Source organism: Actinoplanes sp. NPDC048796 (genome assembly GCF_040650035.1).
Taxonomy (GTDB): domain Bacteria; phylum Actinomycetota; class Actinomycetes; order Mycobacteriales; family Micromonosporaceae; genus Actinoplanes.
The window spans coordinates 1,808,182-1,829,540 of record NZ_JBEZGO010000001.1 but is presented as its reverse complement, the minus strand read 5'-3'; the positions used below and the strand labels follow the sequence as shown (position 1 = coordinate 1,829,540).

The 21,359-nt window shown below is 70.4% G+C and carries 24 protein-coding genes; 12 read left to right on the top strand and 12 right to left on the bottom strand.

What is annotated here, in order from left to right; translation table 11 throughout:
- The first annotated feature begins 106 nt into the window (after window positions 1-106).
- Both AB0C26_RS08305 and AB0C26_RS08300 read left to right on the top strand, forming a co-directional pair.
- The gene (locus tag AB0C26_RS08305; RefSeq protein ID WP_360243664.1) at window positions 107-961 is read left to right on the top strand and encodes a biotin--[acetyl-CoA-carboxylase] ligase; all 855 of its coding nucleotides are present in this window, start codon (window positions 107-109) and stop codon (window positions 959-961) included.
- A 4-nt stretch (window positions 962-965) separates the two neighbouring features.
- Window positions 966-1,541, top strand: a complete 576-nt coding sequence (locus AB0C26_RS08300) for a PH domain-containing protein (protein WP_360243412.1) — start codon at window positions 966-968, stop codon at window positions 1,539-1,541.
- Here the strand turns inward: AB0C26_RS08300 and AB0C26_RS08295 are convergent.
- Genes AB0C26_RS08295 through AB0C26_RS08285 form a run of 3 tightly spaced genes read right to left on the bottom strand, consistent with a single transcriptional unit; the run spans window position 1,519 to window position 3,421 of the window.
- The gene (locus AB0C26_RS08295; protein WP_360243409.1) at window positions 1,519-2,055 is read right to left on the bottom strand and encodes a GtrA family protein; all 537 of its coding nucleotides are present in this window, start codon (window positions 2,053-2,055) and stop codon (window positions 1,519-1,521) included. The genes AB0C26_RS08300 and AB0C26_RS08295 overlap by 23 nt on opposite strands.
- Before the next feature lie 27 nt (window positions 2,056-2,082).
- Complete coding sequence (locus tag AB0C26_RS08290; protein WP_360243406.1) at window positions 2,083-2,625, bottom strand: GtrA family protein; 543 nt, start codon at window positions 2,623-2,625, stop codon at window positions 2,083-2,085.
- A gap of 22 nt (window positions 2,626-2,647) precedes the next feature.
- The gene (locus AB0C26_RS08285) at window positions 2,648-3,421 is read right to left on the bottom strand and encodes a sigma-70 family RNA polymerase sigma factor (RefSeq protein WP_360243403.1); all 774 of its coding nucleotides are present in this window, start codon (window positions 3,419-3,421) and stop codon (window positions 2,648-2,650) included.
- A 275-nt stretch (window positions 3,422-3,696) separates the two neighbouring features.
- Between AB0C26_RS08285 and AB0C26_RS08280 the strand changes: the two genes are divergently transcribed.
- The 4 genes from AB0C26_RS08280 to AB0C26_RS08265 are packed head-to-tail and all read left to right on the top strand — an operon-like array spanning window position 3,697 to window position 8,316.
- Complete coding sequence (locus AB0C26_RS08280) at window positions 3,697-5,502, top strand: phosphoenolpyruvate carboxykinase (GTP) (RefSeq protein WP_360243661.1); 1,806 nt, start codon at window positions 3,697-3,699, stop codon at window positions 5,500-5,502.
- A 56-nt stretch (window positions 5,503-5,558) separates the two neighbouring features.
- Entirely contained in the window at window positions 5,559-6,359 is an 801-nt protein-coding gene (locus AB0C26_RS08275; protein WP_360243658.1) for a hypothetical protein, read from the top strand.
- A gap of 11 nt (window positions 6,360-6,370) precedes the next feature.
- Window positions 6,371-7,501: a geranylgeranyl reductase family protein gene (locus AB0C26_RS08270; protein ID WP_360243400.1), complete on the top strand. Its 1,131-nt coding sequence runs from the start codon at window positions 6,371-6,373 to the stop codon at window positions 7,499-7,501.
- Between the two features lie 32 nt (window positions 7,502-7,533).
- Window positions 7,534-8,316: an isoprenyl transferase gene (locus tag AB0C26_RS08265; RefSeq protein WP_360243397.1), complete on the top strand. Its 783-nt coding sequence runs from the start codon at window positions 7,534-7,536 to the stop codon at window positions 8,314-8,316.
- 4 nt (window positions 8,317-8,320) lie between these two features.
- Here the strand turns inward: AB0C26_RS08265 and otsB are convergent, their stop codons facing one another.
- Window positions 8,321-9,097, bottom strand: coding sequence for a trehalose-phosphatase (gene otsB, locus AB0C26_RS08260; protein ID WP_360243394.1), 777 nt, complete (start codon window positions 9,095-9,097; stop codon window positions 8,321-8,323).
- A 382-nt stretch (window positions 9,098-9,479) separates the two neighbouring features.
- On the opposite strand from otsB, the gene AB0C26_RS08255 reads away from it, so the two are divergent.
- The 3 genes from AB0C26_RS08255 to AB0C26_RS08245 all read left to right on the top strand — a co-directional run bounded on the left by AB0C26_RS08255 (window position 9,480) and on the right by AB0C26_RS08245 (window position 12,706).
- A complete protein-coding gene (locus AB0C26_RS08255; RefSeq protein ID WP_360243391.1) occupies window positions 9,480-10,784 on the top strand; it encodes a PhoH family protein in 1,305 nt (434 codons plus the stop codon).
- 315 nt (window positions 10,785-11,099) lie between these two features.
- Window positions 11,100-11,849: a lytic transglycosylase domain-containing protein gene (locus tag AB0C26_RS08250; protein ID WP_360243388.1), complete on the top strand. Its 750-nt coding sequence runs from the start codon at window positions 11,100-11,102 to the stop codon at window positions 11,847-11,849.
- A gap of 68 nt (window positions 11,850-11,917) precedes the next feature.
- Window positions 11,918-12,706: a serine protease gene (locus AB0C26_RS08245; RefSeq protein ID WP_360243385.1), complete on the top strand. Its 789-nt coding sequence runs from the start codon at window positions 11,918-11,920 to the stop codon at window positions 12,704-12,706.
- On the opposite strand, the gene AB0C26_RS08240 is transcribed toward AB0C26_RS08245, so the two are convergent.
- Window positions 12,700-13,335 carry a rhomboid family intramembrane serine protease gene (locus AB0C26_RS08240; RefSeq protein ID WP_360243382.1) on the bottom strand — a complete coding sequence of 212 codons (636 nt, stop codon included), beginning with the start codon at window positions 13,333-13,335 and terminating at the stop codon, window positions 12,700-12,702. The genes AB0C26_RS08245 and AB0C26_RS08240 overlap by 7 nt on opposite strands.
- A gap of 65 nt (window positions 13,336-13,400) precedes the next feature.
- Entirely contained in the window at window positions 13,401-14,444 is a 1,044-nt protein-coding gene (gene glpX, locus AB0C26_RS08235; protein ID WP_360243379.1) for a class II fructose-bisphosphatase, read from the bottom strand.
- Between the two features lie 226 nt (window positions 14,445-14,670).
- Between glpX and AB0C26_RS08230 the strand changes: the two genes are divergently transcribed.
- A complete protein-coding gene (locus AB0C26_RS08230) occupies window positions 14,671-15,171 on the top strand; it encodes a DUF4245 domain-containing protein (protein ID WP_360243655.1) in 501 nt (166 codons plus the stop codon).
- A 7-nt stretch (window positions 15,172-15,178) separates the two neighbouring features.
- Here the strand turns inward: AB0C26_RS08230 and AB0C26_RS08225 are convergent, their stop codons facing one another.
- The 4 genes from AB0C26_RS08225 to AB0C26_RS08210 are packed head-to-tail and all read right to left on the bottom strand — an operon-like array spanning window position 15,179 to window position 17,727.
- Complete coding sequence (locus AB0C26_RS08225; RefSeq protein WP_360243376.1) at window positions 15,179-15,382, bottom strand: exodeoxyribonuclease VII small subunit; 204 nt, start codon at window positions 15,380-15,382, stop codon at window positions 15,179-15,181.
- A complete protein-coding gene (gene xseA / locus AB0C26_RS08220) occupies window positions 15,379-16,605 on the bottom strand; it encodes an exodeoxyribonuclease VII large subunit (RefSeq protein WP_360243373.1) in 1,227 nt (408 codons plus the stop codon). Before xseA ends, AB0C26_RS08225 begins: the two co-directional genes overlap by 4 nt.
- A gap of 9 nt (window positions 16,606-16,614) precedes the next feature.
- Window positions 16,615-17,196, bottom strand: coding sequence for a hypothetical protein (locus AB0C26_RS08215; RefSeq protein ID WP_360243370.1), 582 nt, complete (start codon window positions 17,194-17,196; stop codon window positions 16,615-16,617).
- Window positions 17,197-17,226: 30 nt separating this feature from the next.
- A complete protein-coding gene (locus tag AB0C26_RS08210; RefSeq protein WP_360243367.1) occupies window positions 17,227-17,727 on the bottom strand; it encodes a hypothetical protein in 501 nt (166 codons plus the stop codon).
- A gap of 9 nt (window positions 17,728-17,736) precedes the next feature.
- Between AB0C26_RS08210 and AB0C26_RS08205 the strand changes: the two genes are divergently transcribed.
- The gene (locus tag AB0C26_RS08205) at window positions 17,737-18,765 is read left to right on the top strand and encodes a 4-hydroxy-3-methylbut-2-enyl diphosphate reductase (protein ID WP_360243364.1); all 1,029 of its coding nucleotides are present in this window, start codon (window positions 17,737-17,739) and stop codon (window positions 18,763-18,765) included.
- Here AB0C26_RS08205 and rmuC read toward each other — a convergent pair.
- On the bottom strand, window positions 18,762-19,898 hold the full coding sequence (gene rmuC, locus AB0C26_RS08200; RefSeq protein ID WP_360243361.1) for a DNA recombination protein RmuC: 1,137 nt from the start codon (window positions 19,896-19,898) through the stop codon (window positions 18,762-18,764). The genes AB0C26_RS08205 and rmuC overlap by 4 nt on opposite strands.
- A 54-nt stretch (window positions 19,899-19,952) precedes the next feature.
- Between rmuC and AB0C26_RS08195 the strand changes: the two genes are divergently transcribed.
- Window positions 19,953-20,717 (top strand): hypothetical protein, encoded by a 765-nt coding sequence (locus tag AB0C26_RS08195; protein WP_360243358.1) that lies wholly within the window; start codon window positions 19,953-19,955, stop codon window positions 20,715-20,717.
- Between the two features lie 24 nt (window positions 20,718-20,741).
- On the opposite strand, the gene AB0C26_RS08190 is transcribed toward AB0C26_RS08195, so the two are convergent.
- A complete protein-coding gene (locus AB0C26_RS08190; protein WP_360243355.1) occupies window positions 20,742-21,290 on the bottom strand; it encodes a hypothetical protein in 549 nt (182 codons plus the stop codon).
- Window positions 21,291-21,359 lie beyond the last annotated feature (69 nt).

Here is a 21,359-nt window from a genome sequence, read left to right as displayed (position 1 = left end):
CGCAGGTTCGGGGTAGGACGTCGCAATCCACACCGAACCCGAAGGCCCTCACCTATTTCAAGATCTCCCCGTCACCAACGTCCGTGGTCAGAACAACTAGGCTCTGCTGATGTCTTCGCCGTACACCGACCTGGACCGTCCGCCGCTGTCGCCTCGGGCGCTGGAGCGGGCGCTCGTGACGCCCGGCGGTTTCTGGCGGCGGCTCGATCTGCGGGCTGAGACGGCCTCCACCAACGCCGACGCCGTCGCGGCCGCGCAGGCCGGGGAGCCCGAGGGCCTGGTCGTGGTGGCCGAGAGCCAGAGCGCCGGCCGGGGCCGCCGTGACCGGCAGTGGACGTCCCCGCCGCGGGCCGGGTTGACCTTCAGCGTGCTGCTGCGACCCGGCGTGCGGAACGAGGAGCGCGGCTGGCCCGCCGTGCCGCCCGGCGCCCTCGGCTGGCTGCCGCTGCTGGCCGGGGTGGCTCTGTCCGAGGCCGTGACCCGGGTGGCCGAGGTCGAGGCGGCCCTGAAGTGGCCGAACGACCTGCTCGTGGCCGGCGGTAAGTGCGCCGGCATCCTGGCCGAGGCCTCCGGCGACGCCGTAGTGGTGGGGATCGGGCTCAACGTGAGCACCCGGGCCGAGGAGCTGCCCGAGACCAACGGGCTGCCCGCCACCTCACTTCGGGTGGCCGGTGCTCCGGTCACCGACCGTGACCCTCTGCTGCGGGCGACACTGCGCGGCATCGCCTCCTGGTACGAAGGGTGGCGCGGCGCCGACGGGGACGCCGAGATGTCCGGCCTGCTCGCGGCGTACCGGCGGAACTGCGCGACCATCGGCCGGCAGGTCCGTGTGCTGCTGCCGGCCGGCGGCCCGCTGGAGGGCGAGGCCACCTCGGTCGACGCCGACGGCCGCCTGGTCGTCCGTACGGCGGACGGCGCCGACAATCGCGTCTCGGCGGGTGACGTGCTGCACGTACGCTGACGGCGTGGCGTTCCCTCAGGAAGTGCTGGCCGAGGAGGAGGAACTTGTCCTCCACCTGCGTCCGCATTGGAAGTCGGCGATCCGCCCGGGCCTGATCGTTGCGCTGGCGGTCGTCGTGAGCACCGTGGCCTGGGTGATGCTGCCGACCAACGAGGGCGGCCGCGTCGGTTTCGGCGTGGTCGCGCTGATCATGCTTTATCAGGGCGTCCGGTACGGGGTGACGCCGCTGGTCAAGTGGCGGTGCACCCACTACGTGCTGACCAGCGAGCGGATCCTGCTTCAGGACGGCGTGATCGCCCGGGAGCGGCGTGACCTGCCGCTCAACCGGGTCAACGACCACGTGGTCAACCAGTCGGTGCTCGACCGGGTCTTCGGGTCGGGCACGTTGAAGGTCGACTCGATCGGCGAGCAGGCCGTCCTGCTGGCCGCCGTCCCGCGGGCGCAGAGCGTGCAGACCCTGCTGTACGAGCTGATCGAGCAGGATCGCCTGCGGCACCCGGAGGACGAGGAGGAAGAGGAAGAGCCGGAGCTGCCGGTGCAGCAACGGCGCGGCCTGTTCAGGAGACAGGCGAAGAACTAGCTTGGGGCTCTTCCTCGGTGCTCAGCTCGGCCAGGCCGGCGGCGGCGTCGAGGTCGGCCAGCTCGGCCTCGTGGCCGTCGACCGGCGGCTTGAGGAAGACGAAGGTCCGGTAGGCCCAGAACCGGAAGATCGTGGCGACCACTATGCCGAGCAGGGTCACGCCCATGAACTCGTACTTGTTGTGCTCCTCGGTCAGGCCGAAACCGTACTTGCCGACGGCGATGGCGCCGGACTGGATGACCATGCCGATCAGGTTGAAGGCGAAGAACAGCGTGTACTCACGGCGCAGCGCTGTGCGCGTGTGGTGACGGTACGTCCAGTAGCGGTTGGCGAAGTACGCCAGGGTGGTCGTGATGACCGTGGCGACCACGCTGGCCTTGACCGCGCCGATCGGCAGCAGCGCCCACGTGATGGCCATGTAGAGCAGCGTGTTTCCGGCGCCGATGACACCGAACGCGATGGCTTCGGGGGCGAGACGGCGCAGGTGTGACGTCAGCGAACTGACAGAAGGCATTGGGCAACCTTACGGGAGAGTGGGCTGTTACGCCGTGTCACGAACGGGGGATGCAGGCGGCGTCACATGAGCCGCCCGGCCGTCGTGAGGGGGTGGCGGGCCCGGCGGGGTCGCCGCGGGAAAGACGAACCGGCGGTACGACCAGAAGCGGAACAGCGTGCCGACGGCGGTGCCGACCAGCTGGCCCGAGATGTTGTCCGCGAGCCGCGTCTGGAAGACCGGCCAGACGCTGCCCAGGCCGTAGTGGCTGATGGCCAGGCAGGCGAGCCCGATGCCCAGGCCGATGGCGTTGAGCACGAAGAACATCGTGTACTGCCGGGTGATGTTCGTGTGGGCCGCGTGCCGCCAGGTCCAGAACCGGTTGCCGGTGAACGCGACGGTGGTCGCCAGCACGGTCGAGATGGTCTTGGCGAACAGCGTTTCGACGCCGGCCTGGAGCAACACGTTGAAGATGGCGAGGTCGATGGCGAAGGAGATGGTCCCCACCGTGCCGAACTTGCCGAGCTCCCGGACGAGTCCCCGAATCCTTACGCGCAGGCCCGAGGGCTGCGTCGGCGAGATGTCGGGCACGGTCCGAGCGTACCGGGGGTCGTCACGCCCCGCTGTTTTCGTTGGCGAGTCTTAACCCCCGCTGCTGGTACGGCGGGTGCATGTCGCTGATCTCGGCGATCTCGGCGACCCGTTCGCGGCACCCGGCGCACCAGCCCAGATGCAGGCGCATCCGGTTGCTGTCCCGGGGCGCGAGACGCCCGCGCAGGTGGACCCCGAGGCGGTCACCGGCCCACCGGCATTCCGGGTGCTTGGCCACCGCGACGTGCTGTTGGAGGTAGAGGCTGCGCAGGCCTTCACGGGCGCGGTGGGCGAGCACGGCCACGGCGTTGGGGGTCATCCCGAGCATGCCGGCCACCTCGGAGGGGGTGTTCCCCTCGACCGCGGTCTGCCACAGCACGTCGCGCCACCGCTCGGGCAGTTGCCGGAACGCGGCCGCGGCGTACGCCCGTTCCAGGCGGTCCAGGGCCGGGTCGGTGTACGGCTGGCCCTCGTCGTACCGGGTCAGATCGTCGGTGAACTCGATCCGCCGGTCCCGCCGGGCCCGGTGGTAGCAGACGTGCCGCATGGTGGTAGCGAGGTAGGCGCGGAAGGCGACCAGCGGTCCCCGGCCGGCCCGCAGGGCGGCGAAGACCTTGGCGAACGTCTCGGCCACCAGATCGTCGGCGTCGGCCGGGTCACGGGTCAGGCCGTACGCCAGTTGCCGGGCCGCCGCGTGGTGCCGTTCGTAGAGCGTGCCGTACGCCGCGGTGTCCCCTTCACGGACCGCCGCCAGCAGTTCGGTGTCCGTGTCGGTTGGACTGCCCGGGATGGTCATTCCTGCCTCCTAGGAGAGGAAAGCCCGATTACCCAAGCTTAGGGGGTTAAGTCCGTTTTGTGAAAGTCGACGAACGGCGGGGCGCGACCCCGGCCGAACCAGCGATGCTGCGCGGAACTGCGCTCAATGTCGAAGAATCGAACGTCCGTAAGCAAACCTGCCGAGGATTGTGCGGTTATCCACAGCAACTACCGATGAACACAACGTTGCATCCCCTTAGGCTGCGATGACTCCCCAAGACTGCAAGTGGTCCTGGTCAACGCCGACCGAAGGAGATCACCGTGCCCCCTACTTCTCATCCCCGGCTGCTCGCCTGGATCGAAGAAGTAACCGCCCTGACCACCCCCGACCGCGTCGTCTGGTGCGACGGCTCGGAGCAGGAGTGGCGAAATCTCACCGATGCCCTGGTCGAATCGGGCTCGCTCGTGCGGCTCGACCCCGAGAAGAAACCGAACTCGTTCTGGGCGCGCACCGACCCCGGCGACGTCGCCCGGGTCGAGGAGCGCACCTTCATCTGCTCGGCCGACGAGGCCGACGCCGGCCCCACCAACAACTGGATGGCGCCGGCCGAGATGAAGACGACCATGACCGAGCTCTACCGGGGCTGCATGCGCGGCCGCACCATGTACGTCGTCCCGTTCTGCATGGGCCCGCTCGACGCGCCGCAAGCGATGTTCGGCGTGGAGCTGACCGACAGCCCGTACGTCGTGGCCAGCATGCGCATCATGACCCGGATGGGCGCCGGCGTCCTCGAGGCCATGGGGGAGGACGCCGACTTCGTGCCCGCGCTGCATTCGGTCGGCGCGCCGCTCGCGCCGGGCGAGAAGGACGTCCCCTGGCCGTGCAACGACACGAAATACATCTCGCACTTCCCGGAGACCCGGGAGATCTGGTCGTACGGGTCCGGGTACGGCGGCAACTCGCTGCTCGGCAAGAAGTGCTACGCGCTGCGCATCGCCAGCGTGGCCGCCCGCGACGAGGGCTGGCTGGCCGAGCACATGCTGATCATGAAGCTGACCTCGCCCGAGGGGCAGGTCCGCTACATCGCCGGCGCGTTCCCCTCGGCCTGCGGCAAGACCAACCTGGCCATGCTCGAGCCCACCCTGCCCGGCTGGAAGGTCGAGACCGTCGGCGACGACATCGCCTGGATGCGGTTCGGCGAGGACGGCCGGCTCTGGGCCACCAACCCCGAGTTCGGCCTGTTCGGCGTCGCGCCCGGCACCGACTTCCACACCAACCCCAACGCGATGCGCACGCTCGCCCGGGGCAACTCGGTCTTCACCAATGTCGCCCTCACCGACGACGGCGACATCTGGTGGGAGGGCATGGGCGAGCCGCCGGCCCACCTCACCGACTGGAAGAACCAGGACTGGACCCCGGACTCGGAAACCCCGTCGAGCCACCCCAACAGCCGATTCTGTACGCCCATCGAGCAGTGCCCGATTCTCGCCGACGAGTACCACGACCCGCGCGGCGTGCCGATCGACGCGATCCTGTTCGGTGGCCGCCGCCGCACGACCGTCCCGCTGGTCACCGAGGCCCGCGACTGGGTGCACGGCGTCTACCTGGGCGCGACCCTGTCGTCCGAGACCACCGCGGCCGCGGTCGGCCAGGTCGGTGTGGTGCGCCGCGACCCGATGGCGATGCTGCCGTTCATCGGCTACCACGCCGGCGACTACTTCCAGCACTGGATCGACATGGCCAAGGGCGCGTCCGGCGACGCCGCCAAGCTGCCCAAGGTCTTCTACGTGAACTGGTTCCGGCGCGGCGACGACGGCCGGTTCCTGTGGCCCGGCTTCGGCGAGAACAGCCGGGTGCTCAAGTGGGTCGTCGAGCGGCTGGACGGCAAGGGCGAGGCGGTGGAGACCGCGATCGGGCACGTGCCCACCCCGGACGCCCTCGACCTGACCGGTCTCGACCTCGACACCGACGATCTCGAGGCCGTGCTGCGCGTCGACCGCGACGAGTGGCTGGCCGAGATTCCCCAGGTCACCGAGTGGTTCACCAAGTTCGGCGACAAGCTCCCGGCCGTGTTGTGGTCCGAGTTGGACGCTCTGCGGGCCCGTCTGGCCGACGCCTGAGCGCCGGCGCCCGCCTCGCCCTCGCGTGAGGCGGGCGCGTACCGGGTACCAGCGGAATCGTGCCCCGTGCCCTCCGCGTTCTGACCGTGCTGCTGGTGACCACCGCGGCCGTCACCGTGCTGGTCGAGATCCTCAACTACTCGTACGCGCCGGAACACGGCTTCGGCCTCGCGGTCCGCACCGGCTGGGCGCTCCTGCGCACCCTCGGCTGGCTTCTGCTGATCTGGCAGGTCCGCCGGTCGCGGGCGGCGGCCCGGCCGCTCGGCCTGATCCTCGCCGTCACCACGATCTTCGCGGTGGGCCGTCTCGTCGTGCCGCGATCGGGGACGCCACCCATGGCCGGCGTGATCGGCTTCGCCGTCCTGGTCGTCCTCTGTGTCACGGTGGTCGCCCTGCTCTACCGGCATCCTGTCGTGCGCGACCATCTGGTGCACCAGCCGAAACGGTTCGGGCCGCGCCGGGCCCCCGTCAGCGGGTGGCTGCTGACGGCCCGGCTCGCCGCCTTCACGTACAGCCCGTTGATGTTGGTGCCCTGTCTCATCTCGTTCGGCGAGCTGCGCGACCGGCCACAATGGCTGCTGGCCGTGGTGTTCTGGCTGTTCGCCGGCATCGCGGTCAGCTACGCGGTGCTGCTGTGCACGATCTTCCTGATGCGCGGGAAGGCGGGAGCGCGCCGGGCCCTGGGCTGGGTGACCTTCTTCGTCCTGCTCTGGGACCTGCCGCTCTGTTACTTCCTGCTCGGCGCCGACGGCCTGATCCGGGACGGCGCTCCGCTGGTGGCCGCCGCGCTGCTCACCTGGTACGCCTTGTACCGGGCCGCCGCCGTGGCCGACCTCCCCACCGGGGCGCGCATCTGAGGAGGACCGGCATGCCGGTCGAGAGCTTCGACGTGGTGGTGGCCGGCGCCGGTCCGGCCGGGGCCGCGGCCGCGATCGCCGCCCGCCGGGCCGGGGCGAGGGTGCTGCTGCTCGACCGGGCCGACTTTCCGCGCGACAAGCCGTGCGGTGACGGCATCGCGGCCGAGGCGGTCGCCGTGCTCGACGGCCTGGGCGTGTCCGGGGTGACCGATGGTTACCCGGCTATCGAACGGTTGCGCCTGGTGGCGCCGGGTGGGGCGACCGTCGCGCGGCCGTTGCCGAAACCGGCGCACACCGTTCCCCGGCGGGTCTTCGACGAACGTCTCGTGCGAGCCGCGGTCGCGGCGGGGGCGGAATTGCGACGTCATTCCGTACGCCGGGTGAGCGATCACGGCGACGCGGTGGTCCTCGACGATCTCGTCCGGGCGAGGGTGCTCATCGGCGCCGACGGCGCCGGCTCGGTCGTCCGCCGGCATCTCGGCCATCCGGTCAACCCGCCCGGCCACCTCGCCGTGGCGATCCGCGGTTACGCGCCGACCACCAACACCGGCGAACAAATCATCGTCACCACGCGGCAGCGCTGGCCGGCGTACGCCTGGGAGTTCCCGATCGGCGACGGCACCGCCAACGTCGGATACGGGGAGGTCCTTCGGGGCGTGCCGCTGTCCCGGGCGTACCTCCTGGAAAGAATGCGGGACCTCCTGGCCGGCGCCGAGCCGGCCGGAGTGCGCGGGCACCACCTCCCGCTCTCGACGCATCGGCCGCCGCCGGGCCGCGGCCGAGTGCTGCTGGCCGGCGACGCCCTGTCCTTGATCAACCCGTTCACCGGGGAGGGGATCTTCTACGCCGTGCTCTCCGGCTCGCTGGCCGGCGCGGCGGCCGCGGCCGGACCCGAACGGGTGACCGAGCGCTATCGCGACGCCCTGCGCCGGCGGCTCGGCCGGCACCTGCGCCACTCCGGCTTCGCGGCCCGGCTCAGCCGGCGGCCGCGGGTGGTCGACGCCGCCGTGAGCGCTGCGGCCCGGGATGGTGGTGTTTTCGACCGGATGGTGGAGCTGGGGCTCGGTGACGGGGTTTTCGACCCTCGCACGATCGGGCTCATCACCTTGCGGTTGAGTCACCGTCGCCGAGCCCACCCTTGAGTCGCTACCGGGGCGGGCTAGGGTTTGATGCGATGAGTCTGCGGTCCCTGATCTCCACTCCGTTCTACCGCGTGTACGAACGGCGGCTGGCCGGCAAGCTGGCCGGCAAACCCGTGCCCCAGCACGTCGGCGTGATGTGCGACGGCAACCGTCGCTGGGCCCGCGAAATGGGGTTCGTCGACCCCAACGACGGCCACCGCGTCGGCGCCGCCCGCGTCAAGGAGCTGCTGACCTGGTGCGACCAGGCCGGCATCAAACACGTCACGCTCTACCTGCTGGCCACCGACAACCTGCGCCGCCCGGCGGCCGAGCTCGACCCCCTGCTGCGGATCATCGAAGATCTGGCCAGCGAGCTGGCCGAGGACGGCAACCCGTGGCGGCTGCGCATCGTCGGCGCCCTCGACGTCCTGCCCGCCTCCACGGCCACGATCCTCAAGGCGGCGCAGGAGAAGACCCGCAACCGCACGATCGGAGTCGAGGTCAACATGGCGGTCGGGTACGGCGGCCGCCGCGAGATCGCGGACGCGGTGCGCTCGCTGCTGCACGAGCAGGCCGCCGCCGGCCGCACGATCGAGGAGATGGCCGAGATCCTCGACGTCGACCACATCGCCGAGCACCTGTACACCCGTGGCCAGCCCGATCCCGACCTGGTCATCCGCACCAGCGGCGAGCAGCGGCTCTCCGGTTTCCTGCTCTGGCAGTCGGCGCACTCGGAGTTCTACTTCCACGACGCCAACTGGCCCGACTTCCGCCGGATCGACTTCCTGCGGGCGCTGCGGTCGTACGGCAACCGGCAGCGCCGCTTCGGCGCCTAGCTCCCTAGAAGCGCTTGAGGCCCTCGGCGAGGAACTCGGCCACCGCGCCGGGGGAGTCGAGGGTCAGGTCGGCCGCGCTGGACACCTCGGCCCCGGTCTCGGGGTTGGCCACGGCCACCGCGACACCGAAGAACGACGGGTCGACCGCCTCGCGGGCGCGCAGCGCGTCGAACGCCTTGATGTCGGACATGTCGTCACCGAAATACCACGCGCAGCCCGCGTCGCGGACGCCCTCGGTGATGACCATGCCCTTGTCCTGGTCGACCGGGGGCTTGAGCTCGACCACCATGCGGCCGGCCTGGATCCGCAGGCCCTTCGCCTCGGCCTGCTCGTGTCCCCAGCGCTCGACGTCGCCGGCCCGCTGCGGCGCCGTGCGGTAGTGCAGGGCCACTGACAGGCGCTTGTACTCCACCAGGACGTCGGCGGGCAGCTCGGTCTTGGCCCGCTCGGCCAGCTCGGCCATCGCCGGCACCCAGGGCAGCGCGGCCGGCTCGGTGACGACCTCGCCCTCGTGCCACACCTCGAGGCCGTACAGCCCGTAGAGGTCGACGCCCTCGAGCGAGGAGAACCGGGACCGCAGGAAGCTGACCGGGCGGGCCGACACGATGGCGACCCGCTGCACGACGGTGGCGAGCTTTTCGAGCACGCCCAGCACGGACGGCACCGGCTGCGACGCGTCCGGGTCGTCGGTGACCGGCGAGAGCACGCCGTCGAAGTCGAAGAAGAACGTGGTGCGCTGCCTGTGCTCGGCGGTGAACGCCCAGGCCTCGGAGATGCCCACGTCTGAAAGGCTCAACGGATGGGTCGGACGCGGAGTCTGTGCCACGAGCCTCAGATTACCCGCCGAGGGTGACGTTTCATGCGCGCAAAATTAGCCGAGAGTTGGACGTCACCCGTTTTTGCGTACTACCGCGTACGCCTGATGACCGCTAGCGTTTGAGTCATGGCACGGGGTCATCCCGAGCCAGCCGGCCGGCCCGGACCTGCGACAAGTGCGCCACGGGGCCTGCAATCCGTCCCGTGCATGAGATCGGGCGCCGGAGGTGGCGGACCGCGGGCGTACCGGGTTGCACGCCCGCTGGAGCAGGCCTGTGACATCACGCCGATCTGACGCCGACGTCGCTAAGTCTTCACGTGACTCGGCCGCCAAAGTCTCCGGAACCATGGAACCGGCCCGTGAGGGCCGTGTTTTCGTTCTGGACACCTCGGTCCTGCTGTCCGACCCGGCGGCGTTCCGCCGGTTCTCCGATCACGAGGTGGTCATCCCCCTCGTCGTGATCTCCGAGTTGGAGGGAAAGCGCCACCATCCCGAGTTGGGCTGGTTCGCTCGCCAGTCGCTGCGTTTCCTGGACGAGCTACGGATCAAGTTCGGCCGGCTCGACGAGCCGGTGCTCTGCAACGACGAGGGCGGCACGCTGCGGGTCGAGCTCAACCACGCCGACCAGAGCGTCCTGCCGCAGGGCTTCCGCAACGACTCCAACGACACCCGCATCCTCTCCGTGGCGCTGGGCCTGGCCCACGACGGGCGGGAGGTCACGCTCGTCAGCAAGGACATGCCGCTGCGGGTCAAGGCGGCCTCGGTCGGCCTCACCGCCGACGAGTACCGGCACGGCCAGGCCAGCGACCCCACCTGGACCGGCATGGCCGACCTCAAGCTGGGCGAGGAGGAGGTCAACGCGCTCTACAGCGGTGCGGAGCTGGAGGTCGAGGAGACCGAGCGCCTGCCCTGCCACACCGGCCTCGTGATCCACTCACCGCGCGGTTCGGCGCTGGGCCGGGTCAACCCCGACAAGTCGGTACGGCTGGTCCGCGGCGACCGGGAGGCGTTCGGCATCCGCGGCCGCTCGGCCGAGCAGCGGGTGGCGCTCGATCTGCTGCTGGACGAGTCGATCGGCATCGTCTCGCTCGGCGGCCGGGCCGGCACCGGCAAGTCGGCGCTGGCCCTCTGCGCCGGCCTCGAGGCCACCATGGAACGCAACCGCCACAAGAAGGTCATCGTGTTCCGCCCGCTCTACGCGGTCGGCGGCCAGGAGCTCGGCTACCTGCCCGGCACCGAGAACGAGAAGATGTCGCCCTGGGCTCAGGCCGTCTTCGACACGCTCGGCGCGGTCGCGCACGCGAACGTCGTGGAGGAGGTCATGGCCCGCGGCATGCTCGAGGTGCTGCCGCTGACCCACATCCGCGGCCGGAGCCTGCACGACGCCTTCGTGATCGTCGACGAGGCGCAGTCGCTGGAGCGCAACGTGCTGCTGACGGTGCTCTCCCGCATCGGGCAGGGTTCGCGGGTGGTGCTCACCCACGACGTGGCGCAGCGCGACAACCTGCGGGTGGGCCGGCACGACGGCGTCACCGCGGTGATCGAGGCCCTCAAGGGACACCCGATCTTCGCCCACGTGACGCTGACCCGATCGGAGCGTTCGCCCATCGCCGAGGTGGTCACCGATCTCCTCGAAGAGATTCCACTCTAAGTGATCGCTACACTCCGTAAGGTGACAACGGAGTCCCCTTCGGAGTGACGCGTTTTATGGAGTCTTTCACCCGTTTTGAGCGCGAAATAGTAGTGAGCAAAGTCACAACTCCGCTCTGACGTTTCACATCTACTTCACGCTGCGCCATGGTGTCTGACGAGCGCCATGCGTGGCCATCGTCGTCGGAGATCGACTTCGGGCCATCGTCTCGATTGACAGCGATCGAGATGTCGGCCCCTGTGGTCGCGGTGCTCACGGCACGTTCCCCCTGGTGGAGGGCGTGCCGTGTCATTGCCCCCGACGAAGGGAACCTTCGTGAATCGGCTCTGGAGCCGGGTCGGAGTACGAGTCACCGCGGTCGGCCTGCTTGTCGCGGGTGCCGCCGGAGGTGTCTATTTCGGACAGGACCGGGAAGTCCAGCAGACGAGTGCCGGAGCGCAACTTGTCGTGCAGGCGGACGTCGATGACACCCTGCTGCTGAAGCAGCGCCAGGCCGAGCACGCCGCGGACCGGGCGCAGCGCAGCCAGGCCGAGGCCGGTGCCGCCGAGAAGGCCGCCGCGGCGGCCAAGGTGTCCGCCGCTCAGGCGCACTCGACCGAGCAGAAGCTGATCGCCGCGAAGAAGGCGGCCGAGGCCAAGAAAAAGGCCGAGGAGGCCGCCAAGAAGGCGGCCGAGGCCAAGAAGAAGGCCGAAGAGTCCGCGAAGGAGAGCGGCGGCAGCCCCGCCGAGTACACGGGAGACATCCCGGCCTCCTGCAACGAGTACTCGGGTGCCCGCAAGACCGGCTGTGCGCTGATGATCTCCGCCGGCTTCGGCATCGACCAGTTCCCGTGCCTGGACAAGCTGTGGAAGAAGGAGAGTGGCTGGAACTACAAGGCCACCAACCCCAGTTCCGGCGCGTACGGCATCCCGCAGTCACTGCCCGGCAGCAAGATGGCCTCCGAGGGTGACGACTGGAAGAGCAACCCGGCGACCCAGATCAAGTGGGGCCTCGGTTACATCGAGGGCCGGTACGACACCCCTTGCGGCGCCTGGTCGCACTCGCAGGACACCGGCTGGTACTAAGTAGACACGCTTTTTGACGGGCCGCGCGGCTAACCGCGCGGCCCGTTTTCTTGTGATCAAATGTCCAGATGGTCCGAAATGCCGCTTCACTGGTCATGATCGGTGTCCTCGCGGCGGTGCTGGGCGCGGGCTCTTCACCGGCTCAGGCCGGCGGAGAGCCCCGCCCGGTTCGCGAGGTGGTCGGCGGCACCGTGGCGCCGCAGGGCAAGTTCCCCTGGGTGGTGCGGCTCTCGATGGGCTGCGGCGGCACCCTGGTCGCGCCCCGGGTCGTGCTGACCGCGGGCCACTGCGTCGACGGCACCGGCGACACCGACCGGATCCAGGTCACCGCCGGCGTGTCCGACCTCAAGTCCCGTCGCGCGCTGACCGCCCGCAGCATCACGGTCATCCGCGCCGCCGGATTCAAGGACGAGACCCGCGGCGACGACTGGGCGGTCGTCCAGATGGACCGCGTGTTGCACCTGCCCGTCCTGCCGATCTCGGCCGAGCCGATCGGGAAGGGCCGCTACACCGTGATGGGGTGGGGGCAGACCCGCGAGGACTCGGTCAAGCAGGAGCGGCGGCTGCACTACGCCACGGTGCCCGTGGTCTCCGACGCGAGCTGCGCCAAGGCGTACCTCAAAGCGGGGGTGACGCTCGTCGGCGACGAGCAGATGTGCGCCGGTGACCGGCGGGTGGACACCTGCCAGGGCGACAGCGGCGGCCCGATGGTCGACCAGGATCGGCGTGGCCAATGGGTGCAGGTGGGCATCGTCAGCTGGGGGCTCGGCTGCGCGCGGGACGGATATCCGGGTGTCTACACCCAGATCTCCACCTTCCGTCCCGCGATCATGGCGGCGTTGCGGAAACTTCAGTAAGAGATCGTCTTAGGCCGCTTGCGGCGGAACAGGATCGCGGCGATCGCGCCGCCGAGCAGGCCCAGCAGGTGACCCTGCCAGGAGACCGGCTGGTCGGTCGGCAGGATGTTGTAGACCTGGTACCAGTACAGCAGGCCGATGAACCCGGCCACGCCGAGGTTCCACCAGCTCCGCTCGACCAGGCCGCGGGTCAGCAGCAGGCCCAGGTAGCCGAAGATGACGCCGCTCGCCCCGACCACCACGCTGTTCGGGTCGCCCACGAACCAGACACCCAGGCCACTCACCAGCATGATCACGAAGGTCGACCAGATGAACCGCCGGACGCCGCCGGCCAGGGCGAACGTGCCGACCAGGATCAGCGGCACGGCGTTGCCGTAGAGGTGGTCCCACCCGGCGTGCAGGAACGGGCTGAACAGCACGCCGTCGAGCCCGGCGATGCGGTGCGGGATGATGCCGCCGGCCACGTCGAGCTGCCCGGAGCCGATGCCGACGTCGATCGCCTCGATGAGGAAGAGGAAGGGAACGACGGCGCACATGGTCAGGAAGGCGCGCCCGAGGGACGCGTAGAACTCGTTCGTGCCGAACTTGGCCTCGGCCTCCGCGCGGGTCGTGTCTGCCCCGTAACTCATTGGTCAATGGTTCCAGGGAGGGGCAAGGCCCGCCAACAAATAGCGGGCCTCACCTTCGGCGAGAGTTAGATGACCGGCTCGCCGTCACCCAGCGGGACGGTCGGCAGGTGACCGTCGAAGTCGATGGCCGAGTACAGGGCCAGTTTCTCCAGGCGGTGGTACGAGTCGATGACCCGGATGGTGCCGCTCTTGGAGCGCATGACGATCGACTGGGTGTGCGCGCCACCGGAGCGGTACCGCACGCCCTTGAGCAGGTCGCCGCTGGTCACGCCGGTGGCCACGAAGAAGCAGTTGTCGCCGGTGACCAGGTCGTCGGTGGTCAGCACCCGGTCGAGGTCGTGCCCGGCGGCGATCGCCTTCTCCCGCTCGGCGTCGTCGTGCGGCCACAGCTTGGCCTGGATCATGCCGCCCAGGCACTTGATGGCACAGGCGGCGGTGATGCCCTCCGGGGTGCCGCCGATGCCCATCAGCACATCCACGTCGGACTCGGCCCGCGCGGCCGAGATGGCCCCGGCGATGTCGCCGTCGGAGATGAACTTGATGTTCGCCCCGGCCTGGCGCACCTCCTCGACCAGCTTCGCGTGCCGTGGGCGGTCGAGGATGCAGACGGTCACGTCGGAAATGCTCGACCGCTTGGCCTTGGCGATCCGCCGCAGGTTCTCGGCGGTGCCGGCGTTGATGTCGACGACGTCGGCGCAGTCCGGCCCGACAGCGATCTTGTCCATGTAGAAGACGGCGCTCGGATCGAACATGGCGCCGCGCTCGGCCACCGCCAGAACGGCCACGGCGCCGGGCATGCCCTTGCTCATCAGCGTGGTGCCGTCGATCGGGTCCACCGCCACGTCCACCTCGGGCCCGGTGCCGTCGCCGACCCGTTCCCCGTTGTAGAGCATGGGCGCCTCGTCCTTCTCGCCCTCGCCGATCACCACCGTGCCGCGCATCTGAATCGAGTTGATCAGCTTGCGCATCGCGTCGACGGCCGCGCCGTCACCGCCGTTCTTGTCGCCGCGCCCGACCCAGCGGCCGGCTGCCATCGCCGCCGCCTCGGTGACTCGAACCAGATCGAGGGCGATGTTGCGGTCGAGATCCTGCGGGACCCGTGCTGGCATGGGCGCCTCCTCGCGACTCTGCGGGGTTGGTGAGTAACCAGATCCTCACATGTGCGGATGTGCAAAGTCCCGCGCCAGCGACATGGTTAACAATGGGTGAGTGGAACCAGCCGCACCGGACACCTCCGCCCCTTCCGCCCCTCAGGCGAAGCCCACCCCAGCGCCCGAGCCCGAGCCCGCCCCCACACCCGCGGCCGAGGCGCCGGCGCGGCTCGAGCGGGGGCAGGTGCGGTCGCCGAAGGACATGGCGATGTCGTTGCTGGTTCTGCTCGTGCCGATCGCGCTGCTGCTGATCTTCTACCGGACCGTGCTGAACGGCGACGCGCCGATCACTGTCGACCCCGCGCCCGCGCTTCAGGAGGCGCAGCGCGCGAACATCTTCCCGGTGCTTCAGCCGACCGGCCTCGGCGACGACTGGCACGTGTCAGCCGCGACCTTCCGCCGCCAGGACGCGGGCGCCACCCTGCGGATCGGTTACGTCGACCCCGACAAGGACGCCGTCCAGCTCGTCGAGAGCAGCGTGCCGTCGGCGACCCTGCTCCCCACCGAGCTCACCAAGCAGGCCAAGCCCGCCGGCGAGTTCCGCACGGACGCCGGCGTCTGGCGCCTGTACGACGCTCGCCCCGGCGAGAAGGCCCTGGTCCTGGCCGACCAGACCCGCACGGTCATCGTCATCGGCAAGAGCGACACCGACACCCTCGAACACCTCGCCGAGTCCCTGCGCTGACCCCGGGTCAGTTCTCGGCGCGGGCGGCGCGGGCGGCCTCGATGCGCTCGCGGGCGCCGTCGAGCCAGCGCTGGCAGATGTCGGCCAGTTTCTCGCCGCGCTCCCACAGGGCCAGCGACTCCTCCAGGGAGCTGCCGCCCTGTTCCAGCCGTTCCACCACGGTGGCCAGCTCGGTCCGCGCCTGCTCGTAGCTCAGCTTGTCGTCGCTCACTCTTGCTCCTTTACGACTGCTCGCAACTCGCCCTCGGCGAGCCGCACCCTCACCAGATCGTCGGTCTCGACCTCGCCGGCCGCGCGGACCACGTGGCCGTCGGCGCGCTGCACGATCGCGTAGCCGCGCTGCAGCGTCGCCGCCGGTGACAGCGCGCGGAGCCGGGCCAGCGTGTGCCGCAGGTCGTCGTCGGCGCGGCGCACCCGGTGTTCGAGGCTGCGCACGGCCCGCTCGCGCAGCGCGGTCACGTCGGCCGCGCGCTGGTCGACCAGCAGCTCGGGCCGGGCCAGCGACGGGCGCGAGCGCCACGACTCGAGGCGGTGGCTCTCGCGGTCGACCAGGGTGAGCACGGCCCGTTCCAGGCGGCGGCGGGCCACGTCGATCAGCTGTCGCTCCTCGGCCAGGTCGGGCACGATGCGCTTGGCCGCGTCGGTGGGCGTCGAGGCGCGCAGGTCGGCCACATAATCGAGCAGCGGCGCGTCGGTCTCGTGGCCGATCGCGCTGACCACCGGCGTCCGGGCGCCGAAGACGGCCCGGCACAACGCCTCGTCGGAGAACGGCAGCAGGTCTTCGACGCTGCCACCGCCACGGGCGATCACGATGACGTCGACCGACTCGTCGTTGTCGAGCACCTTGAGCGCGTCGATGATCTGCGGCACCGCGGTGGGGCCCTGAACCGGCACGTTGATCGTGAAGAACTCGACGGCCGGCCAGCGGCGGCGCGTGTTCATCAGGACGTCGCGCTCGGCGGCGCTGGCCCGGCCGGTGATCAGGCCGATCTTGCGGGGCAGGAACGGCAGGCGGCGCTTGCGCTCGCGGGCGAACAGGCCCTCGGCCGCCAGCAGTTTCTTGAGCCGGTCGAGCCGGGCCAGCAGCTCGCCCAGGCCGACCTGGCGGATCTCGTCGGCGCGCAGGCTGAGCGTGCCCCGCGCGGGGTAGAACTCCGGCTTGGCGTGCAGCGTGACGCGGGCGCCCTCGGCCAGCTCGGGCGCACCGGCGTCGAGCACGTCGCGATGGGCGGTGACGGTGAGGCTCAGGTCGGCCGACGGGTCGCGCAGGGTCAGGAAGACCACGCTGGAGCCGGGGCGGCGGCTGATCTGGGCCACCTGGCCGTCGACCCACACCCAGCCCAGCTTGGCGATCCAGGCCCCGACCTTCTGGCTGACGACGCGGACCGGCCACGGCTCGTCGGCGGTGCTCTTGGCTCCTGCTGGCTCACTCACCCGGCCAGATTACGGAAGCCCTCTGACATTCTCGTCGTCCGCGGTGCGCGTCCCGCGTTGTTCGGCATGATCGGCCGAGGTGCGGCCGGCGGGCCGGGCGGGGCCGGGACGAGTCGCGGGGCGGGTCGTGGAGCGGGCCGGCGCCGGCCTCAGACGGCCGGCGACGACCAGCACGAGCATGCCGGCGAGCGCCCAGAAGAGCAGGTCGATGACGATCCGGGCGCCGTCGGCGTGCCAGCCGCCGGGATCGCGGGCCACCACGGTGTACGGGAAACCGTGCGTGACGCCGTACCGGGAAGAACAGCAGTTGACCTTGACTGTGGGCAGTGTCGAGATGACCAGGCCGAGCACGGCGACGGACGCGCCGGCCACCCACGCGGTCCGCCCCGGACGGCAGCCGACGCGCTGGAGGCCGAGCAGGGTCAGGCCGGCGAGCAGAAGTACGGCGTGGAACAGCCCATAGGTGAACGAGTCGACTCCCATGGCGAGGTTGAGCAGGGCGAGCGCGGTGAAGGCCCAGCCGATGATCAAGCGCAGTGTGGTCGCCGCTCCCGCCAGCAGTCCGGGGTCGTCCACCGGGGCCTCAGGCATGAATTCGAGTATCCCGGCGAAACGGTGAAGTTACCGGCGAATCGGATGTTGTCCGCTTTTCGAGCGCCGGATCACGAGGAAGAGCACCAGGAGCAACAACCCGGCGTACGAGAAAAGCAGAAGATCCGCGAAGAGCGAGATGAAACTGACCGTCCAGTCCGCGCTCGACGCGAGCCGGACGGCGGTCTCCTGATCGTCCGCGACGGCGCCGCGGCCGGCCCAGGTGAACGGCCAGCCGCGATCGACCAGGTAGGCCACGTCGCAGCACACCTGCGACTTCGAGACGGCCAGGCCGGCCGCCGTCCCGGCCACGGCGGAAACGGCCATGACGATCGCGGTGAGGCGGCCGGGCAGGCGGACACGATGCGGCATGAGCAGCACCAGACCGCCCGCGGCGAGCACGGCGCCGATCAGCAGATCCAGCCGGTAACTGGCCGAATGCAGATTGAGAAGGATCCAGGTCAGGCCCAGCACCAGCGACAACGCGCCCACCGCGAAGTACAAGCCCTTGGTTGCTTCCCGCACGATCACCGCACGAGTATGCCTGTGGCACGGATCGCAGAGAAGCATGCGCGAGAGGGATCCACGTACCATGGCCGGGTGACTGAGCCCCGGAAGCGTGTGTTGCTGGCCAAGCCGCGCGGCTACTGCGCCGGCGTCGACCGTGCGGTGCAGACCGTCGAGGAGGCGCTGAAGCTGTACGGCGCCCCGGTCTATGTGCGCAAGCAGATCGTGCACAACAAGCACGTGGTGAGCACGCTCGAGGCGGCCGGCGCGATCTTCGTGGAGGAGAACGAGGAGGTGCCCGAGGGCTCCACCGTCGTCTTCTCGGCCCACGGCGTCGCCCCCGAGGTGCACGAGCAGGCCAAGAGCCGCAACCTCAAGGCGATCGACGCGACCTGCCCGCTGGTCACCAAGGTCCACCACGAGGCGAAAAGGTTCGCCGCGGAGGACTACGACATCCTGCTCATCGGCCACGAGGGCCACGAGGAGGTCATCGGCACCTCCGGCGAGGCCCCCGAGCACATCCAGCTCGTCGACGGCCCCGACTCGGTCGACCAGGTCGTCGTCCGCGACCCGTCCAAGGTCGTGTGGCTCTCGCAGACCACGCTCTCGGTCGACGAGACGATGGAGACGGTCGCCCGGCTGAAGACCCGCCTGCCGCTGCTCCAGTCGCCCCCGAGCGACGACATCTGCTATGCCACCCAGAACCGGCAGCACGTGGTGAAGGAGATCGCCCCCGAGTGCGACGTGGTCATCGTCGTGGGCTCGACGAACTCCTCCAATTCGGTACGCCTCGTCGAGGTCGCCGTGGACGCGGGCGCCCGCGCCGGCCATCTGGTCGACTACGCCTCCGAGATCAAGGACGAGTGGCTCGAGGGCGCGACCACGGTCGGCGTCTCCTCCGGCGCCAGCGTCCCGGAAGACCTGGTCATGGAGGTTCTGTCCCACCTGGCGGCCCGCGGCTTCGGCGAGGTCACCGAGTTCACGACGGCCGAGGAGCGCCTGACGTTCTCGCTGCCGCAGGAGCTCCGCCGGGACATGAAAGCCGCGGCCGCCCAGGCCTAATCGATCAGCTCCGGTGACTGCGGTTGCCTCGGGGCGACCTCGATCTGCGGCGGCGTGACCAGCTCGTCGTCGGAGACGCCCATCTCGGCGAGCTTGCGGGCGCTGACCAGCACGCGTGCTTCCAAAGAGCCGACTGCCCGGTTGTACGCCGTGACGGCACCACCCAGCGCGGTGCCGACCCGGCCCACGTGGTCGCCCAGGGTGGCGAGCCGCCCGTACAGCTCACGGGCCAGGCTGTGCACGGCCACCGCGTTGCGGGCCAGGGCCTCCTGCCGCCACGAGTAGGCGACCGTGCGCAGCATGGCGATCAGGGTGGCCGGGGTGGCCAGCACGACGTTGCGCCGGAAGGCGTGCTCCATCAGCGTCGGGTCGTGCCGCAGGGCCACGTCGAGGAACGGGTCGGCCGGCAGGAAGAGCACCACGAAGTCGGGGGACTGCTCGAAGGCGGTCCAGTACTCCTTCGCGGCGAGCGCGTCGATGTGGGCCCGCAGGTGGCGGGCGTGCTGGTTGAGGTGGGCGTCGCGGCCGCGCTCGTCGCGCGCCTCCAGGGCCGACAGGTAGGCCTCGAGCGGCGCCTTGGCGTCGACGACGACGGTGCGGCCGCCGTGCATGCGGACCACGAGGTCCGGGCGGACACCCGAATTGTCGGTGGCGGCGGTCACCTGCTCGGCGAAGTCGCAGTGTTCCAGCAGGCCGGCCGCCTCGACGATGCGGCGGAGCTGATGCTCACCCCAGCGGCCGCGCACCTGCGGGGTCCGCAGCGCCGCGACCAGCTGTTTCGTCTCGGTGCGGAGCTCGCCCGAGACCTCGCTCATCGAGCGCACCTGCTCGCGCAGTTCGGCGTACGCGTCGACGCGCTCCCGTTCCAGCTCGGCGACCCGCTGCTCGTAGCGGCGCAGGGTCTCGTGCAGCGGCGCCACGGCCCGGGCCACCGCCTCCTGCGACTGGGCGGTCGCCTCGTACGACAGCGCGCGCATCGACTGCTCCAGGCGTTCCTCACCGTCGGCGCGGGCCTGCACGGTCGCCTCGAGCCGGGCGATGTCGGCGGCCGCCCGCAGCCGCGCGGCGAACCAGCCGATCGCGGCCCCGGCGGCCAGACAGAGGAGCACCACGGCCAGCGTCGAGACAGTCACATGACGGAGATTGCCAGACGGCTCGGACGTGATTCGCGAGGGTACCGTTGGAACATGAGCGTGTTGCTGATTCTGGCCATCATCGTCGTGGTCGTTCTCGTGATCGCCTTGGCGCGGCGGAACGGGGCGGCATCTCAGCAAACGCGGCTCGAGGACGCCCGGGCCGAGGCCCAGCGGTGGTACGAGCGGCTGGGCGGTCAGCTCATGAACCTGCACGGCAGTGACACCGCCGCACAGCAGGCCCTGGCCGACGCGGGCGAGCGGTACAACGCCGCCGGCGGCCAGTTGCAGCAGGCCAACACCGTCCGGCAGTACGAGCTGGCCCGCGAGTCGGCGCTGGAGGGCCTGCAGTACGTGCGGGCCGGGCGTCTCGCGATGGGTCTCGACCCCGGCCCCGAGCTGCCGCCGCTGGCGAGCGCGCAGGGCGTCGGCCAGTTGACCAAGGAGCGCGAGGTCAACGTCCAGGGCCACAGCTACAAGGCGGGCCCGCAGCCGGGCGCCGACACCCCGTACTACTACCCCGGTGGCCGCGTGCAGGGCCGCCCGGTCCCGGCCGGCTGGTATTCGACGCCGGTGTGGAAGACGGCGCTCGGCGCCGGCGCGGGCGCCCTCGGCGGCCTGCTCATCTTCGACGCCCTGTTCTCGCCCGGCTTCGGCGACATGGGCTACGGCGACGGTTTCCAGGACGGCTACGCCGACGCCGCCGGCGACTTCGGCGGCGGCGACATGGGCGGCGGTGACTCGGGCGGTGGCGACTGGGGCGGTGGCGACTGGGGCGGCGGCGACATGGGCGGTGGCGACTTCGGCGGCGACTTCTAAGCGCCGGTCTCCCGCCGGCGACTCTTAGGCGCCGTCGGTTTGGCGGAGGTGTTTGGCCAGCTCGCGGCGTAGCCGTCGCGGGCCTGGCCAGATCTCGCTGAGGTCGGCGGTGAACGCGGTGCCGTTCGGTGTCTCGGCCAGAGCGGGCCACCCGACCCGCTGGCCCTGCACCGGGTGCACGCTGTCGAGATCGACCGGGGTCACGTCCAGGACGTTGCGCAACCGCTCCCGGCGCACCTTCACCGAGGCGATGTCCTCCCAGGCCAGCAGGATCGGGTCGCTGTCCTGCGCGGCCAGTTCGAGGCCGCCCGACGAGACCCGCACCCACGTCTTCAGGGAACCCCGCGTGGAGTACGCGAAGCAGGCCGCCCCGAAGACCGCGACCACCCCGGCCTGGAACGCGGTGTGCCACCACGGGTTCCCGGTGCCGCCCGTGACCGCCGCCATGATCGGCGAGACGAGGGCGAACGAGAGCATCAGCAGGATGAAGACGGTGACGAACGTCCGCACCGGCGACGACCGGAACAGCACGGCGTCGCGTGCGGGCGCCTCCACCTGATCAGGCGCGATCATGCCTCCCATGCTGCCCTGCCGGCGGCCCCGGCTCCGGCGTTTCGCCGGAGCCGGGCCCACGAGCTCCGG

Coding starts and splice junctions, on each gene's coding strand:
- AB0C26_RS08295 (WP_360243409.1), bottom strand. CDS start 2,055: ATGCCTTCTGTCAGTTCGCTGACGTCACACCTGCGCCGTCTCGCCCCC.
- AB0C26_RS08285 (WP_360243403.1), bottom strand. CDS start 3,421: ATGACCATCCCGGGCAGTCCAACCGACACGGACACCGAACTGCTGGCG.
- AB0C26_RS08270 (WP_360243400.1), top strand. CDS start 6,371: ATGCCGGTCGAGAGCTTCGACGTGGTGGTGGCCGGCGCCGGTCCGGCC.
- AB0C26_RS08265 (WP_360243397.1), top strand. CDS start 7,534: ATGAGTCTGCGGTCCCTGATCTCCACTCCGTTCTACCGCGTGTACGAA.
- AB0C26_RS08255 (WP_360243391.1), top strand. CDS start 9,480: ATGGAACCGGCCCGTGAGGGCCGTGTTTTCGTTCTGGACACCTCGGTC.
- AB0C26_RS08245 (WP_360243385.1), top strand. CDS start 11,918: ATGGTCCGAAATGCCGCTTCACTGGTCATGATCGGTGTCCTCGCGGCG.
- AB0C26_RS08240 (WP_360243382.1), bottom strand. CDS start 13,335: ATGAGTTACGGGGCAGACACGACCCGCGCGGAGGCCGAGGCCAAGTTC.
- glpX (WP_360243379.1), bottom strand. CDS start 14,444: ATGCCAGCACGGGTCCCGCAGGATCTCGACCGCAACATCGCCCTCGAT.
- AB0C26_RS08215 (WP_360243370.1), bottom strand. CDS start 17,196: ATGCCTGAGGCCCCGGTGGACGACCCCGGACTGCTGGCGGGAGCGGCG.
- AB0C26_RS08205 (WP_360243364.1), top strand. CDS start 17,737: ATGCCTGTGGCACGGATCGCAGAGAAGCATGCGCGAGAGGGATCCACG.
- AB0C26_RS08195 (WP_360243358.1), top strand. CDS start 19,953: ATGAGCGTGTTGCTGATTCTGGCCATCATCGTCGTGGTCGTTCTCGTG.
- AB0C26_RS08190 (WP_360243355.1), bottom strand. CDS start 21,290: ATGATCGCGCCTGATCAGGTGGAGGCGCCCGCACGCGACGCCGTGCTG.